The organism is Shinella sp. HY16, from assembly GCF_028534175.1.
In the GTDB taxonomy this organism is placed as follows: domain Bacteria; phylum Pseudomonadota; class Alphaproteobacteria; order Rhizobiales; family Rhizobiaceae; genus Shinella.
On record NZ_JAHYXL010000002.1, the window covers coordinates 646,416 to 659,655 of the forward strand.

12 protein-coding genes are annotated in these 13,240 nt (G+C 63.8%); 2 read left to right on the forward strand and 10 right to left on the reverse strand.

Going from position 1 to position 13,240, the window contains the following annotated elements:
- The first annotated feature begins 73 nt into the window (after positions 1 to 73).
- Positions 74 to 478, forward strand: a complete 405-nt coding sequence (locus K0P03_RS23470; RefSeq protein WP_023513255.1) for a VOC family protein — start codon at positions 74 to 76, stop codon at positions 476 to 478.
- Positions 479 to 496: 18 nt separating this feature from the next.
- Here K0P03_RS23470 and K0P03_RS23475 read toward each other — a convergent pair whose 3' ends face one another.
- The 9 genes from K0P03_RS23475 to K0P03_RS23515 form a co-directional block, all read right to left on the reverse strand.
- The gene (locus tag K0P03_RS23475) at positions 497 to 2,008 is read right to left on the reverse strand and encodes an FGGY-family carbohydrate kinase (protein ID WP_272790762.1); all 1,512 of its coding nucleotides are present in this window, start codon (positions 2,006 to 2,008) and stop codon (positions 497 to 499) included.
- Positions 2,005 to 3,480, reverse strand: a complete 1,476-nt coding sequence (locus K0P03_RS23480) for a xylulokinase (protein ID WP_272790763.1) — start codon at positions 3,478 to 3,480, stop codon at positions 2,005 to 2,007. The genes K0P03_RS23475 and K0P03_RS23480 overlap by 4 nt, the downstream gene beginning before the upstream one ends.
- Complete coding sequence (locus K0P03_RS23485) at positions 3,470 to 4,390, reverse strand: ABC transporter permease (protein WP_272791097.1); 921 nt, start codon at positions 4,388 to 4,390, stop codon at positions 3,470 to 3,472. The genes K0P03_RS23480 and K0P03_RS23485 overlap by 11 nt, the downstream gene beginning before the upstream one ends.
- Before the next feature lie 5 nt (positions 4,391 to 4,395).
- Complete coding sequence (locus K0P03_RS23490) at positions 4,396 to 5,376, reverse strand: ABC transporter permease (protein ID WP_272790764.1); 981 nt, start codon at positions 5,374 to 5,376, stop codon at positions 4,396 to 4,398.
- Entirely contained in the window at positions 5,373 to 6,878 is a 1,506-nt protein-coding gene (locus K0P03_RS23495; protein WP_272790765.1) for a sugar ABC transporter ATP-binding protein, read from the reverse strand. The genes K0P03_RS23490 and K0P03_RS23495 overlap by 4 nt, the downstream gene beginning before the upstream one ends.
- A gap of 69 nt (positions 6,879 to 6,947) precedes the next feature.
- A complete protein-coding gene (locus tag K0P03_RS23500) occupies positions 6,948 to 8,024 on the reverse strand; it encodes an ABC transporter substrate-binding protein (protein WP_023513249.1) in 1,077 nt (358 codons plus the stop codon).
- Positions 8,025 to 8,201: 177 nt separating this feature from the next.
- On the reverse strand, positions 8,202 to 9,068 hold the full coding sequence (locus K0P03_RS23505) for a MurR/RpiR family transcriptional regulator (RefSeq protein ID WP_023517521.1): 867 nt from the start codon (positions 9,066 to 9,068) through the stop codon (positions 8,202 to 8,204).
- 44 nt (positions 9,069 to 9,112) lie between these two features.
- A complete protein-coding gene (locus tag K0P03_RS23510; protein ID WP_130517569.1) occupies positions 9,113 to 9,841 on the reverse strand; it encodes a creatininase family protein in 729 nt (242 codons plus the stop codon).
- A 24-nt stretch (positions 9,842 to 9,865) separates the two neighbouring features.
- Positions 9,866 to 10,780, reverse strand: a complete 915-nt coding sequence (locus K0P03_RS23515) for a phosphotriesterase family protein (RefSeq protein WP_023516392.1) — start codon at positions 10,778 to 10,780, stop codon at positions 9,866 to 9,868.
- Between the two features lie 159 nt (positions 10,781 to 10,939).
- On the opposite strand from K0P03_RS23515, the gene K0P03_RS23520 reads away from it, so the two are divergent.
- Positions 10,940 to 11,914 (forward strand): phosphotriesterase family protein, encoded by a 975-nt coding sequence (locus K0P03_RS23520; protein WP_130517567.1) that lies wholly within the window; start codon positions 10,940 to 10,942, stop codon positions 11,912 to 11,914.
- 61 nt (positions 11,915 to 11,975) lie between these two features.
- Here K0P03_RS23520 and K0P03_RS23525 read toward each other — a convergent pair whose 3' ends face one another.
- Positions 11,976 to 13,226 (reverse strand): M20 family metallo-hydrolase, encoded by a 1,251-nt coding sequence (locus K0P03_RS23525; RefSeq protein ID WP_272790766.1) that lies wholly within the window; start codon positions 13,224 to 13,226, stop codon positions 11,976 to 11,978.
- Positions 13,227 to 13,240 lie beyond the last annotated feature (14 nt).

A 13,240-nucleotide genomic window follows, 5' to 3' on the forward strand; every position in this document is an offset into this window, starting at 1 on the left:
ACTGTCCCGGCTTGCGTCGCCGCGGAATCCACGGTGATAATCGCACCTGATTACATCAGGTCAGGATTGCTTCATGCCGCAGATGCTCGCCCATATCGCCTTGTTGGTCCGGGATTACGACGAGGCCATCGCCTTCTTCGTCGGAAAGTTGGGTTTCGACCTCATCGAGGATACCTATCAGCCGGATCAGGACAAACGGTGGGTCGTCGTCGGTCCGCGAGGGCAGCAGGGCTGCTCGGTCCTGCTCGCCCGGGCCTCTAGCGAACATCAGGCGGATTATATCGGCGATCAGGCCGGCGGGCGGGTCTTTCTGTTCTTGAGGACCGATGCGTTCTGGAAGGATTACCAGGCGCTCGTCGATCGTGGGGTCGAATTCGTGCGTGAACCCAAAGAGGCCGACTACGGAGTGGTTGCCGTCTTCAAGGATCTCTATGGAAACCTGTGGGACCTGGTCGAATTCACGGATGGCAGGCCATAGTGGAGTTGCCGTCCCTGCTCAAGACGGCAGCGATCCGGCGGCCAGCAGCCTGTCCCGCGCCGCTCGGTAGCGCTGAAACGCATCGGCAAGGTCATGCTTGCCGGTCGCACGGGGCTCGAAGAGCCGGCTGTCGCCGCTGACGGTGCTCGAGGCGTCATTGATGCTGGCGAAATGACCGGTGGCCGTTGCGGCGAGCAGGGCTGCACCGCGGGCGCCGAATTGCGAGCCGTGCGGGACTTCGACGGGCTTGCCGACAAGGTCGCAGATCATCTGGACCCAGATATCGTTTCGCGCGCCGCCGCCGGTCAAAAGCAGGCGCTCCCCGTCGAACGAAAGAGCGTCCAGCAAATCCACCATGGCAAAGGCGACGCCTTCGATAATGGCGCGGAAGAGGCATGCCCGGTCATGGCGCGGCGTCAGGCCGCTGAACTGCGCCCTTGCCGTACGGTTCACGCGTGGGGCGATGATGCCGCTCTCGGACAGGTAGGGAAGGTAGGTGAGACCATGGGCGCCGGCTGGAGTCGCGGAGAGCATCGTGTCCAGTGCGGCAAACCGATCAGCACGGCCTGAAAGATCCGGCGCAAGTGTTTCGAAAGCCCAGTCGAGATTGAGCGTTCCGGCGACATTGACCATGGCGCGATACCAGCGATGGCCGGGCAATGTGAAGAGCAGGCCGATATCGGCCGGTTCGAAGGTCGGGTGCTCATGCACGACACCGACAAGGCAGGCCGTGCCGAGTACGGCCGTCGCGGTGCCGTGGGCAAGGCCGCCGGCACCGATGACCGTGGCGGCGACATCGCCCGCGCCGAGGGCGACGGGCAATCCTTCGCGAAGGCCGGTCGCGACCGCCACTTCCGCCGTCAGGCCTCCCGCAACGGCCTCGGAATCCACTATCGGTGGCAGGAGCGGTTCGTAGGGGCCCAGGCCGAAAAGGGAGATCATGTCGGAGGACCGCGCCCGTCCACAGGCGGAGCCCGGTAGGACCGCCGCCTCGCTTCGGTCCGTCGCGATCCGGCCGGTCATGCGAAAGCGCAGATAGTCCTTAAAGCACAGAATGTGCCGGGTACGGCGCAGCACGTCCGGCTCATGCCGGACGAGCCAGGCGAGCACCGGCAAGGTGCAGCCTTGCTGCATGACCGAACCCGATGAGGCGAAGATCCGGCTGAGGAAAGCCGGGTCTTCCGCAAGGTACCCGTCTATCAGGGTCTGGGCGCGGCTGTCCTCCCAGGTGATACCGCGGCGCAGCGGCATGCCGTCTGCATCGAGAAGCCAGGCGCCGACCATGGCGGCGGAAAGGCCGATGCCGGCGATGTTGCCCGGGTCGAGGCCGCTTTCGCGGACCGCGCGCGCGATGACCTCCGTGGTCGCGGTCCAGGCCTCCGACGGATCGATTTCACTCCAGCCGGGATGGGGGCGGTGCACGGTCGTCGGTCTTTCGGCGACGGCTAGCTCCCGGCCGCCAAGATCAAAGATTGCGGCCTTGATGAGGGACGTTCCGGCGTCGAGGCCGAGAAAATACGGCCCTGTCATCGAGCATGTCCTGCATAGCGCCTGAAGCGTTGCCAGGCCTGCTCCGTCGCGGTGCGGTGGGCCGGCTCCGGGCTGTGGGTTCGCTCGATGCGCACCGCTCGGGCAATGCATGCGGCAAGATCAGCCTCGGCGATGGCGGCGCGAGCCAGGATTGCGGCGCCAGCGGCCGAGGCATCTCCTTCGGCCACCACATGAACCTTGCGCCCAAGCGCGTCGGCGATGATCTGGCACCAGGCGGACGAGCGGGCCCCGCCTTCGGCAAGCCGGATGTCGGTGAGCGGGACGCCGGCGATTTCGAAAGCCTCGATCGCAGCCCGGATGTTGAAGGCGACACCTTCGTAAACCGCGCGCACAAGGGCGGCTGCGCCGTGAGTCACGTTCAGATTGACGAAGCCCGCGCGTTTTCCCGGGTCGTTCCAGGGGGTGCCGGCGCCTTCGAGGAATGGCAGAAAGGCCCCGCCTGCCGATCCGGCCGGCGCCTGTTGCAACAGGATCTCAAGGTCATCGAAGCCTGTCGGCCTGCCGCTGAAGCCTTCGACCAACCGTCGAAGCCAGGCGATCGACAATCCACCAGCCGGAATGAGGCCCAGCCACAGTTCCCGGTCCGGCGAGACATGCGCCATACGCCAAAGACCCTCGATGGGACCGGGGCCACGATTGGGCATGGCAGCGACGATGTGTCCGGCGGTGCCAAGTGTGACGGCAACGGTCCCGCGCGCATAGGCGCCGCAGCCGACGGCGAGGGCGCCGGTGTCACCTGCGCCCGGAACGACGGGTATGCCCTGCGGCAAGCCCGTTTCCCGTGCGGCCACGCGATGGATCCGGCCGGCAATGGCGGCCGACGGACGGATGGGCGACAGCTGGGTAGGCTTGAGCCCGGCGAGCGCCACGAGATCCGGCGCCCAGGCCCGCCGGCCAAGATCCATGAGGAGCGTCGCAGAGGCTTCGTTGGCATCCGTGGCAATGGTACCGGTCAGTTGCCAGAGGATGTAGTCCTTGACCTGCAGGACCCTGGCAACGCGTTGCATGGTCTTCGGCTCGTGCACGGCGAGCCACTGCAGCTTGGGCAGGACGGCGATCGGTGAAATCGGCGACGATGTTGCGGCGGCGAGCCGGGCAGAATGCTCGTTCTCCAGCGCCCGGACCTGTTCCGTGCAGCGCTGGTCGAGCCAGATGAGGCTCGGCCGCAGCACCTTTCCATCGGCGCCGATCAGCACGATGCCGTTCAGTTGGCCTGAAAGACCGATCGCACCGATGGTGGCCCCGTCGATGTCAGTCATCACGGCACGGCAAACGGCTCGCAGGGCCTGCCACCAGGCCTCCGGGTCCTGTTCTGCGTGATCTGCCGCCGGCCGTTTCGTTTCGTAAGCTGCGCTTGCGGCGCTGCACACGGTTCCGTCCGCATCCATGACTATGGCCTTGACGGCGGACGTTCCAAAATCGAGGCCGAGGGTGAGGGTATCAGCTGCCATGCCTGCCCTGCTGGTAGATGATCGCCGCGACCGCGATGATAAGCCCCTGCACGATCAGTTTGCCGGGTTGGTCCACGCCGAAGACGGTAAGGAGGTTGAGCACCATGGTGAGGAGTGCGGTACCGAGCATCGTCCCGATCGCGCCGCCCGCACCGCCGCCAAAGACAGCGCCGCCGAGAATGACCGCGGCAATGGAGCTCAGCACAAAGTCCGCGCCAAGATTGAGCGAGCCGACGCCGACGAGACCGGAGAGAACGAGACCGCCGACGGCGGCGAACAGGCCGCTGAGAATGTGGGAAGCCAGAAGCGTGGTGTTGACGGGGATACCGGAAAAGAGCGCGGCGGAAGGGTTGTCACCGGCGGCGAAGATGTAGCGACCGAGCGTGAGGCGGCGCAACAGGATGAAGCTCGCAATGCCGAGGCCGAGCCAGACAAGGCCCGAGACTGGCAGCATGCCGATCCGCCCGCGGCCGAGCCATTTCACCAGTTCCGGCATGGCATTGCCCGGTGCACCGCCGGAATAGAGAAAGCCGATGCCGGTGACGATGGCAGCTGTGCCGAGTGTTACCACCACGGCTGATGCCCGCAGCAGGGTGACGAGAAGGCCGTTGACGAGGCCAATGACAAGACCAGCCGACAGGGCGAGCGAGATGACGAGCACCGGGGCATAGCCGTTCCACATCGCATGGGAGACGATGAGGTTGACGAAGGCGATCGTCGCGCCGATCGAAAGGTCGAGCGAACGGTTCGCGACGACGAAGGTCTGGCCGAGCGCGACAATGCCGAGCGGCGCAGCCTGGCGCAGAAGGATCATGAGAAAGGGCAACGACAGGAATTGTGGTTGCGTGGCCGCGGCGAAGGCGCAGACGGCGACCAGGCCCCAGAAGGCCGGTGGCAGGGCGAGCAGCATGCGCTTCACAGGCCGGCCTCCTTGCGACGGAAAAGGCTGACGGCGAGCACCAGCATGGAGCCCTTCACGATGAACTGGTAGTAGGGAGAAACACCCGCGAGATTGAGCCCGTTGTTGAGAACGCCGATGATCAGCACGCCGGCGACCGTTCCGATCGGCCCGCCGATGCCGCCGGACAGCAAGGTGCCGCCGAGCGCTGCACCGAGCACGCTGTCGAGGCCGAGTGCTGTGCCGACATTGGGGTCGCCCGAGGCGAGGCGTCCCGTCAGATAGGCGCCGGCACCGGCCGCCATCAGCGCGGAGAGCATGTAGGTCGAGATGCGGATGTGGTTCGCCTCGACGCCACTCATCCAGGTTGCCCGGGCATTTTGCCCGGTGGCGTAGAGGCGCACGCCATAGCTTGTGCCGTGAACCAGCCAGACGGTGCCGGCGATGCCGCCCAGTATCCAGAACAGGCCGGCCGGCAAACCAAGAATGGAACCTGATGCCGCCTGGACGAGCAGGGTGGGCGCGACACCACCCGGTGTCGGCCGCAAAATCAGTGCAAGGCCCTGCACGATCGAGCTGGAGGCCAGCGTCATGATGATGGGGTGGACGCGCAGGACGACGCATCCCCAGCCATTGACCAGACCGACGGTGAGTGCGGCAAGAAGGGCGAGCGGGATCTTGACCGGGTCGGCAAGATCGAGCGTCAGGATCGCCGACGAGAGCGAGATGACGGCGCCGACCGACAGGTCGAAACCGGCACCCAGCAGGACGAAGGTCTGCCCGAGCGCGACGAGGAAGAGCGGTGCCAGCTGGCCGGCAAGGTTGGAAAGGTTCGTCTGCGAATAGAAGGTGGCCGGTACGGAGAGGGCGAGCAGGACGAGCATGGCCGCCAAAACACCGTAGGAAAGCGCAGCGCCCCGCTGGCGATACCAGAAGGCATCCTCACGGAAGCGGAAAAGGACGCCTGATGTTGCCGGCTCCGCTGGCTGGGTGCTCATGCCTCGTCTCCTTCCATGGCCGGCAGGGCGGCGCGCAGCAGTGCATCTTCGCTGGCGCCCCTTGCCTGCATTTCGGCGACGATCCGGCCGTCACGGATCACGAGCAGCCGGTCGCAGAGACCGATCAGCTCGGGAAGCTCCCGGGACGTGACGAGGATCGCACGACCCTCGCCGACAAACTGGCGCAACTGGCGGTAGATTTCCCGTTTGGCGCCGACATCAACCCCGCGCGTCGGCTCTTCGCAGAGCAACACGCGCGCGCCGGCCATCAGCCAGCGGCCGAGCACCACCTTTTGTTGATTTCCTCCGGAAAGATCGACGACAGGGGTCTTGGCATCGGGCGCCTTCACCGCGAGCTGCCGCATGACCTCGCCGATGCGCGCACCGAAATCCGGCAGCCAGGAGAGCAGGCGGCGACGGGCGATGTCGGCCGTCGCCATGTTCGCGCCGATGTCGAGCGATAGGAAAAGGCCGTCGTCCTTGCGGCTTTCGGGCACGAAACCGAGGCCCGTAGCCATCCTGCGCCGCGCGGAATGGCCCTCGATGTTCTTGCCGCCAAGCGTCAGGGAACCGCGCTGGGCACGGTCAAAGCCCGCGACAAGGCGCATGAGTTCCTGTTGACCCTGGCCCTCAAGGCCCGCAATTCCAACGATCTCGCCTTCGCGGATATCGAGGAAAAGGGGAGACGGGAGCCCGTCGCCTGCAAGGCCTTCCGCCTTCAGCAGGCTGGCGCCCAGCGTTTCGGCGCGCGGTTCGAACAACTCCTCGATCGGGCGGCCGACCATGCCCTGGATGACGTCGTCCACCGTCGTCTCACCGGTCGCCACGCAGCGCACGAAGCGCCCGTCCTTCATGATCGTGATGTCGTCACACAGGGCGAAGATCTCGCTGAGGCGGTGCGAGATGTAGAAGACGACCTTACCGGCCGCCGTCAGCCGCCAGATCAGCTTGAACAGTGTGTCGACCTCATGCGTGGCGAGCGCCGCGGTCGGTTCATCGAAAATGAAGACCGATGCATCGGCCAGCACGCCCTTGGCGATCTCCACCATTTGTTGATGCCCGACGCTCAGGGCGCCGACCCGGCGGCGCGGATCGATTGGCAGGTCCAGTGACGCGAGGGCCGCCGCCGCCCGGCGATGGATTTCGGTGCTACCCAGTTTGCGGCCGTTTTCCCGCTCGCGGCCGAGAAAGAGGTTTTCCGCGACCGAGAGGTTGGGCAGGAGAGAAAATTCCTGGAAGATGGTGGAGATACCGGCCTTCTGCGCGTCGCGCGGATGACCGAACGCCACGGCGGCACCGTTCAAACGGATCGATCCCGTGTCGGGCCGGTAGACGCCGGAAAGCAGCTTCATCAACGTCGATTTGCCGGCGCCGTTCTCGCCCATCACGGCATGGACCTTGCCGGCAAACCCGCGCAACTGCATCTGGCGCAGCGCGTGTACCGGTCCGAATGACTTGCTGAGGTTTTCGACCTCGATCAGGGGATGGGAAACTGCCGTCACGTCGGTTTTCGCGTTCTGCCTGTTTGCCGAGGTCGGACGGACCGGCCCAGGGGGCCGGACCGCGTCAACTCAATTGCCGTAGAGTTCCTTCAGCTTTTCATCCGGCAGGATGGAGCCGACCCAATAGGAATCGTTGAGGTCCGAGCGATAGAGCGTGTCGAGATCCTTGGCGGTGTAAGGTTCGGCGATCACCTTGTACTGGGTGTAGATCTCCTGGCCGTTCAAAACGCCGACGGCGGCCGCGACGCCTTCGGCGACCATCCAGGTCGGGTTCTGTGGCGCAATGGAATCGAAACCGGCGGCCTGGTTTTCCTTCCAGGCGCCGAAGAAGCCGTTGTTGGCCTCTCCGGTCATCGGCACCAGAGGGCGGCCGAGCTCGTTGAAGACCTCGATGCAGGCCTGTGTCATGGCGCCACCCGAAGACCAGACGCCGTCGATCTGCGGATGGGCAAGGGCGAGGCTCTCGCATGCCTTTCGGCCCTGATCGTACGCCCATTGCGCGTAGACCTCACCAACCACCTCGATCTCCGGGTGGGCCTTGAGGGCTTCGGCAGCGCCGGCCCAGCGATCCGTATCGACGGAGATGCCGGCAATGCCGCGCAAGGCGATGACCTTGCCCTTGCCGCCCATGGCCTTCGCCAGGAACTCGCCACCGTCGCGGCCGAATTTCACCTGGTCGGCCAGGATGCGCACCGTCGCCTTTTCGGTCTGCGCGTCGGCGGCGACGATCACCACGACGACGCCGGCATCATAGGCCTTTTCGAGTACCGGTACGACAGCGACCGGCGATGTCGGATTGATGATGATGGCGTCCACGCCCTGCGCCAGCATGTCCTCGACATCGGCGACCTGCTTGGCCGGGTCGAAATTGGCATCGGTAACGATGTAGCTCTCGATCTCGGGCAAGCCGGCCGCACGCCATTTTGCTTCCTCCAGAAGCTGGACGACCCAGCTGTTGCCGGTAAAGACGTTGGAGAAGCCGATCTTGTACTTGCCGTCGCGGCGTGGCTCGTAGCGCGTCACGTCGACCGGTTTTGCACCGTCGGCCGGGCCGAGGCCCGAGTTCAGCTCGATCACGCTCTCGGCCCCAGCAGTCGAAGCGAGAAGTATGCCGGTCAGCACGGCGCAGATGGCAGGAAATCTCATGATCGTTCTCCCTCTTGTTGGCCGGTCGCGCCGTCTTCATGCGCTGCATTAACTTGGGGCGATCCGGTCTCGTTGGGGGAACTCTATCATTGCCACAAAGAATGTAAAGTTTTTCCTTTGTGGCTATGTGTTCTGTATCATTATGTTTTTATTGTGTTTATTTTTTTGAAAATATTTTCATTGCCTGAAGTCGCCTGTCTGGCCGGACGCGAGGCCAGCCTTGATCTTTGCAAGGAGCCCGTCGCGATCCAGATCCGCAGACTGGCCGATATGGAAGGTGATGAGGCCGATGACGTAGTGATAGGCAAAGTGCGAGATCGAAGGCGTATAGATGTCGATTTCCTCGAAGACGGAGAGTTCGAGCAGGATGTCGGCCTTGCGCGACAGCGGCGTGTGCGGCGCGGTCAATCCGATGACCGCCGCGCCCTGCTGGCGGGCCATGTCGGCGGCTTCGAGTACCTCCTGTGAACGTCCGGTATGGGAAATGCAGATTGCCACATCCTCCGGTCCGACCAGGCTGGAGGCGATGCGCATGAAGTGCGGATCGGCGACATGGGTTGCTTCCAGCCCCAGCCGCATCAGTCGCATGGCGGTCTCGGCAGCGATCAGGCCCGAGACGGCGACGCCGAACGTGCGTATGCGCCGGGCAGAGCGAATGGCGCGGATGGCGTCGACCAGCGCTTCCGCATCGAGGCGGGTAAAGGTGGAGTTGAGAGCGGCGACGATCTGCTGGAGATAGAGATACTCCAGCCGGCCTTCCGCGATCTCGATCTCGTTCAGCGCCTGGACCGACTGGTGATAGTAGGGGCTCTGCGCGCTCTTGGCCTGCGCGATCGACAGTTTGAGTTCACGAAAGCCTTCGACCTCCAGGAGCCGGCTGAAGCGGGTAAGCGAAGAGGCCGAGACGCCGGCGGTTTCGGCTATCTCGGTGATTGAACCGCGCAGGAAAAAATCCGCATCTGCCAGGATCAGGTCGGCGATCCGCTTCTCCGCCTTCTTGAGGCCGGGATAGAGTTTGCTGATGCGGCTGAAGATATCGTTCATGGTTCATCACGCGATTCTGGAGCGATGAACTGGTATGAAGCACATCACTTCCCCGCGCAAACCTCGCGCACGGCGTCGGCCATGCTCTGAGTGAAGATTTCAAGCATCGCTTCACCCTTGGCGGCCGTTGCGAGCGTTGCATCGCCGAAGACGCCGCTTCGGCTGAGTTCCCCCATGGGACGTCCGCCCTGGAAGTAGCCGCGGTCACGATCGGGATATTCCCGTACGGCCTTTTCCATGTCGACCAGATTGGGTGCCACGGCGAGCATCAGCGAGGTTTCGAATTCGCAGGCATGGACGATGCCGTGCCAGGTCGGGCTTTCGCAGTGCTCGGCCATCACGGCAGTGAGGTTGGGGTAGAAAAGGCGCCAGACCTTGATGTCGGGGTGGTCCCACAGGCGCCGTGCGGCGTATTTCATGGTGGCGCTGTTGGCTTCGTGGCCGTTCACAAGGAAGACGTGGCGGACGCCGTGCCGGGCAAGGCTTTCGGCCGTCTGGCAGATCACATCCTCGAGCGTGCGTGCTTCCACCGTTACCGAACCCGGCGCATCGCGCCAGACCCAGGAATAGCCGAAAGGCATTGCCGGCATGACTGTCGCGCCCGTCGCCTCGGCGATGCGTGTTGCGAGCGCCTCGGCAAGGATGATGTCGACGCCAAGCGGCAGATGGTAGCCATGCTGCTCGGTGGCGCCTAGCGGCAGGATGACCGCGGGGAACTTGGCGATGCGCTCTGCAAAGGCATCGCGGCTGAGATATTTTGCTTCGACGGTCATGGGGTCTCGTATCGGCTTGAACGGTCAGAACTGGGCAAGCCAGCGCACCGGGTTCCTTTTGAAGATCGTTTCGATTGCCCCTTCGTCTATGCCCTCTTCCCGCATGCGCGGGATGAACGTCTTGGCGATGAAGGCAAAGCCCGGGCCGCCGCCGTAGCCGGCAAGATAGGAGGCCCGGCCCATGTCACCCGATATCATCAGGCGTTCGGTATGGCCGGCATCCAGCAGGGCCTTGATGCAGGCAATGCGGGTGCTGTCCGGGTGGTACTTTACCTTCGAGACGCCGTCGAACTGAACGGTCGCGCCGCGCCGGGCGATGGCTGCATGATAGTAGGGGTCGGGGTTGCGGTCGGAGTGGCCAACGACCACGCGCTCCAGCGCCACGCCCTCACTCTCAAGAATGTCGAGCATTTCGAGGCCCATCGTGCCGGCTTCGGTATGTAGCCATATCGGCGCGCCGGTTTCCTTGTGGGCGCGTGCGACGGCCCGCGTGGTCTTTTCCTCAAGCGGGTGGAGGAAGTTGTACGAGCCGCCGGACTTGAGGTGCCCTGCCTTGTGTGGGCCGCCATCCATGCCCTCCGACACGTCCCGGACCAGCTTGTCGGCGATCGCGTTGAGCGGGGTCGTTTCCACCCAGAGCGGAAAATAGGCGGCCTTGTTGAAGCCGCTGACGGCGACGACCGGTACACCGGCCTCGCGCGACATGCGCGCCATCGCCGCGGGGTTGCGCCCATAGTCGAGCGTCGTTGCCTCGACCAGCAGCGTGCCGCCGCTCTCCTTGAAGATGATGAGCTCGCGCAGCGAGCACTCATAACTGGAAAGCTCGAGATCCCGATCCTTCTGTATCGCGGGCGGATCGGTGATCAGGTGTTCGTGGCTGTAGACGAGGCCAAGACCATCGGTCCCGATATCTCCAAGCACTGTGCGGATTCTTCTCATGGGCATTCCTGATCAGGCGGGTGAGCGTGGGGCGCGATGGCTTTAGCTTAGCAGACGGATGGCATATTGCAATTATTTTCGTATATTCATTTTATTCGTGCCTATTCATTGAATTTGTGCAATTCTTTTTGTGAAAATGTTTTCCATATGGAGAGTGTAATGGCTTTCGTGCGGACCGTGGCTGGCGATATCAATCCGTCGGAGATGGGTGTGACCTATGCCCACGACCATATCTATTGCGTCCCGGCACTCTGGAAGGAGAAGGGTGATGCGGATCTGCTCCTCGACAGTCCGGAGGCGTCTCAGGCGGAGCTGGAGATCTTCGCCAGGGCAGGCGGGCGGACGATCTACGATGCGACGGCGATCGACTATGGCCGGGATGTGGGGACGGTGAAGCGCATTGCCGGGGCGGCGGGCGTGCAGGTGATCGCAACGGCAGGGTTCAACAAGGCGATCATGTGGCCGGCGCAGATGCCCGGCCAGGGCATGACCTACGCGCAGTGGATCGCATCGAAGAGCCGCACGGCACTCGCCGATCATGTCCGGCGCGAAGTCACCGAGGGCATGGATGGCACGGATATCAGGGGCGGCGTCGTCAAGTTCGGCACGGGCTACAACACGATGAGCGAGGCCGAGATCAAGGTGCTTCTTTCCGTGCTCGATGCGCACAAGGAAACCGGCGCGCCCATCCATTCGCACACGGAACTCGGCACGATGGCGCTCGAGCAACTCGACCTTCTCAAGCAGGAAGGGATCGACCCCACCCGCCTGACGATCGCCCATCTCGACCGTAATCCCGATCCCTGGCTGCATCGCAAGGTTGCCGAAACCGGCGCCTTCTTCAGCTTCGACGGCATTACCCGCGTCAAATACTATTCCGAAGACGTGCGCACGCGCTGCATCCTTGATCTTGTGCGGCGCGGGCACGAGGATCAGGTCATGGTCGGCGGCGATATCGCGCGGCGCACGATGTTTGCCAGCTATGGCGAAGGGGGGCTTGGCATGGGCTTCATCCTCGAAAAATGGGTGCCGCGTTTTGTCGAGGAGGCCGGTGAGGCGGGATTTGACGGCAAGGCTCTCATCCACAAGTTCATGGTCGCCAACCCGCAGCGGGCCTTCGCCTTCACGCTTTGATAGATCGTACAGCCCGGACGCCTGTCGCGACGCCGGGCTGGCTGCCGCCGCAGGCGCGAGGTTAGGGTGTTTCGGTGGCACCCTGTTGAGGGCCGCGCGAAACCTTGTGGGACAGCACGCTCTCAAGCAGTGCCTGGGCGCCAAGGACACAGTGACCTTTCTCCGCGCTCTCGGCAGGATTGTGGCTCAGGCCCTCCCGGCAGGGGATGAAGATCATTGCCGTGGGCGCAACGCGCGAGACATAGACGGCGTCATGGCCCGCGCCGGAAACGATATCGCGCGCGCTCGCGCCGATGCGCTTCACTGCCTGCCGAACCGTCGCTAGGCAACCGGCATCGAAATGCACGGCCGGGCTGTTCCACACCACGTCAGTCCGGGCCCGCTCCTGGCACTGGCTCCAAACAAGCTTTGCCACCTCGGCTTCCATCTGGTCGAGCCCGTCATCCGTCGGATGGCGCATATCGAGGCTGAGCGTCACCGTGCCGGGAATGACGTTTCGAGAGGGAGAGGCAATCGATAGCTGGCCTGTCGTTGCCATGCCTTTGAACCTGCGGGCGATCTCCTGTGCACCGAGGATGACCGCCGCGGCATCGGCAAGCGCATCGCATCGCATGTCCATCGGGGTCGAGCCGGCATGGGCTTCCCGGCCGGTGATGGCCAGGTCGTACCATCGCATTGCCTGGACGCCGGTCACGATGCCAATGTCGGTGGTATCCCGCTCCAGCAACGGCCCCTGCTCGATATGCAGCTCGAACATTGCTGCAAAGCGAGTTTCTCCCAAAGGGGCCTTGCCGCGATAACCGATTGCGTCGATGGCCTCGCCGAACGAAACGCCATCGGCATCCACGCGGCTGTCGGCAAACGTCTGGTCGAAGACGCCGGCATGAACGCCTGAGCCGACCATGGCGGGCGCAAAACGTGCGCCTTCCTCGTTGGTCCAATTGACCAGCATCAGCGGATGTTCCGCTTCGTAGCCCGCGTCATGTAGCGTGCGGAGCACTTCCAGCCCTGCAAGCACGCCGAGAATCCCGTCGAACTTCCCTCCGGTCGGCTGCGTGTCGAGATGGCTGCCCATGGCTATTGGCAGCGCATTCCCATTGGTACCGGGCCGCAGTGCAAACATGTTGCCAACCGTATCGACCTTGACGCTGCAGCCGATGGCCTCGCATTGTTCCCAAAGCCAGTCGCGGACATTCCTGTCTGCCTCAGACAGCGTCAGCCGGCCGATACCGCCTCCCGCGATGGCGCCGAAGGCCGATGTCTCCATGATGGTTTGCCAGAGGCGTTCACCGTCGATCGTCAGATTGTGCATGCGTCGTCGTCTCG

Bases quoted from the DNA above. Each gene is read 5' to 3' on its own strand.
- K0P03_RS23490 (WP_272790764.1), bottom strand. From the start codon at position 5,376: ATGAGCACCCAGCCAGCGGAGCCGGCAACATCAGGCGTCCTTTTCCGC.
- K0P03_RS23525 (WP_272790766.1), bottom strand. From the start codon at position 13,226: ATGCACAATCTGACGATCGACGGTGAACGCCTCTGGCAAACCATCATG.
- K0P03_RS23515 (WP_023516392.1), bottom strand. From the start codon at position 10,780: ATGAGAAGAATCCGCACAGTGCTTGGAGATATCGGGACCGATGGTCTT.
- K0P03_RS23505 (WP_023517521.1), bottom strand. From the start codon at position 9,068: ATGAACGATATCTTCAGCCGCATCAGCAAACTCTATCCCGGCCTCAAG.
- K0P03_RS23510 (WP_130517569.1), bottom strand. From the start codon at position 9,841: ATGACCGTCGAAGCAAAATATCTCAGCCGCGATGCCTTTGCAGAGCGC.
- K0P03_RS23470 (WP_023513255.1), top strand. From the start codon at position 74: ATGCCGCAGATGCTCGCCCATATCGCCTTGTTGGTCCGGGATTACGAC.
- K0P03_RS23520 (WP_130517567.1), top strand. From the start codon at position 10,940: ATGGCTTTCGTGCGGACCGTGGCTGGCGATATCAATCCGTCGGAGATG.
- K0P03_RS23500 (WP_023513249.1), bottom strand. From the start codon at position 8,024: ATGAGATTTCCTGCCATCTGCGCCGTGCTGACCGGCATACTTCTCGCT.
- K0P03_RS23475 (WP_272790762.1), bottom strand. From the start codon at position 2,008: ATGACAGGGCCGTATTTTCTCGGCCTCGACGCCGGAACGTCCCTCATC.
- K0P03_RS23485 (WP_272791097.1), bottom strand. From the start codon at position 4,390: ATGCTGCTCGCCCTGCCACCGGCCTTCTGGGGCCTGGTCGCCGTCTGC.
- K0P03_RS23480 (WP_272790763.1), bottom strand. From the start codon at position 3,480: ATGGCAGCTGATACCCTCACCCTCGGCCTCGATTTTGGAACGTCCGCC.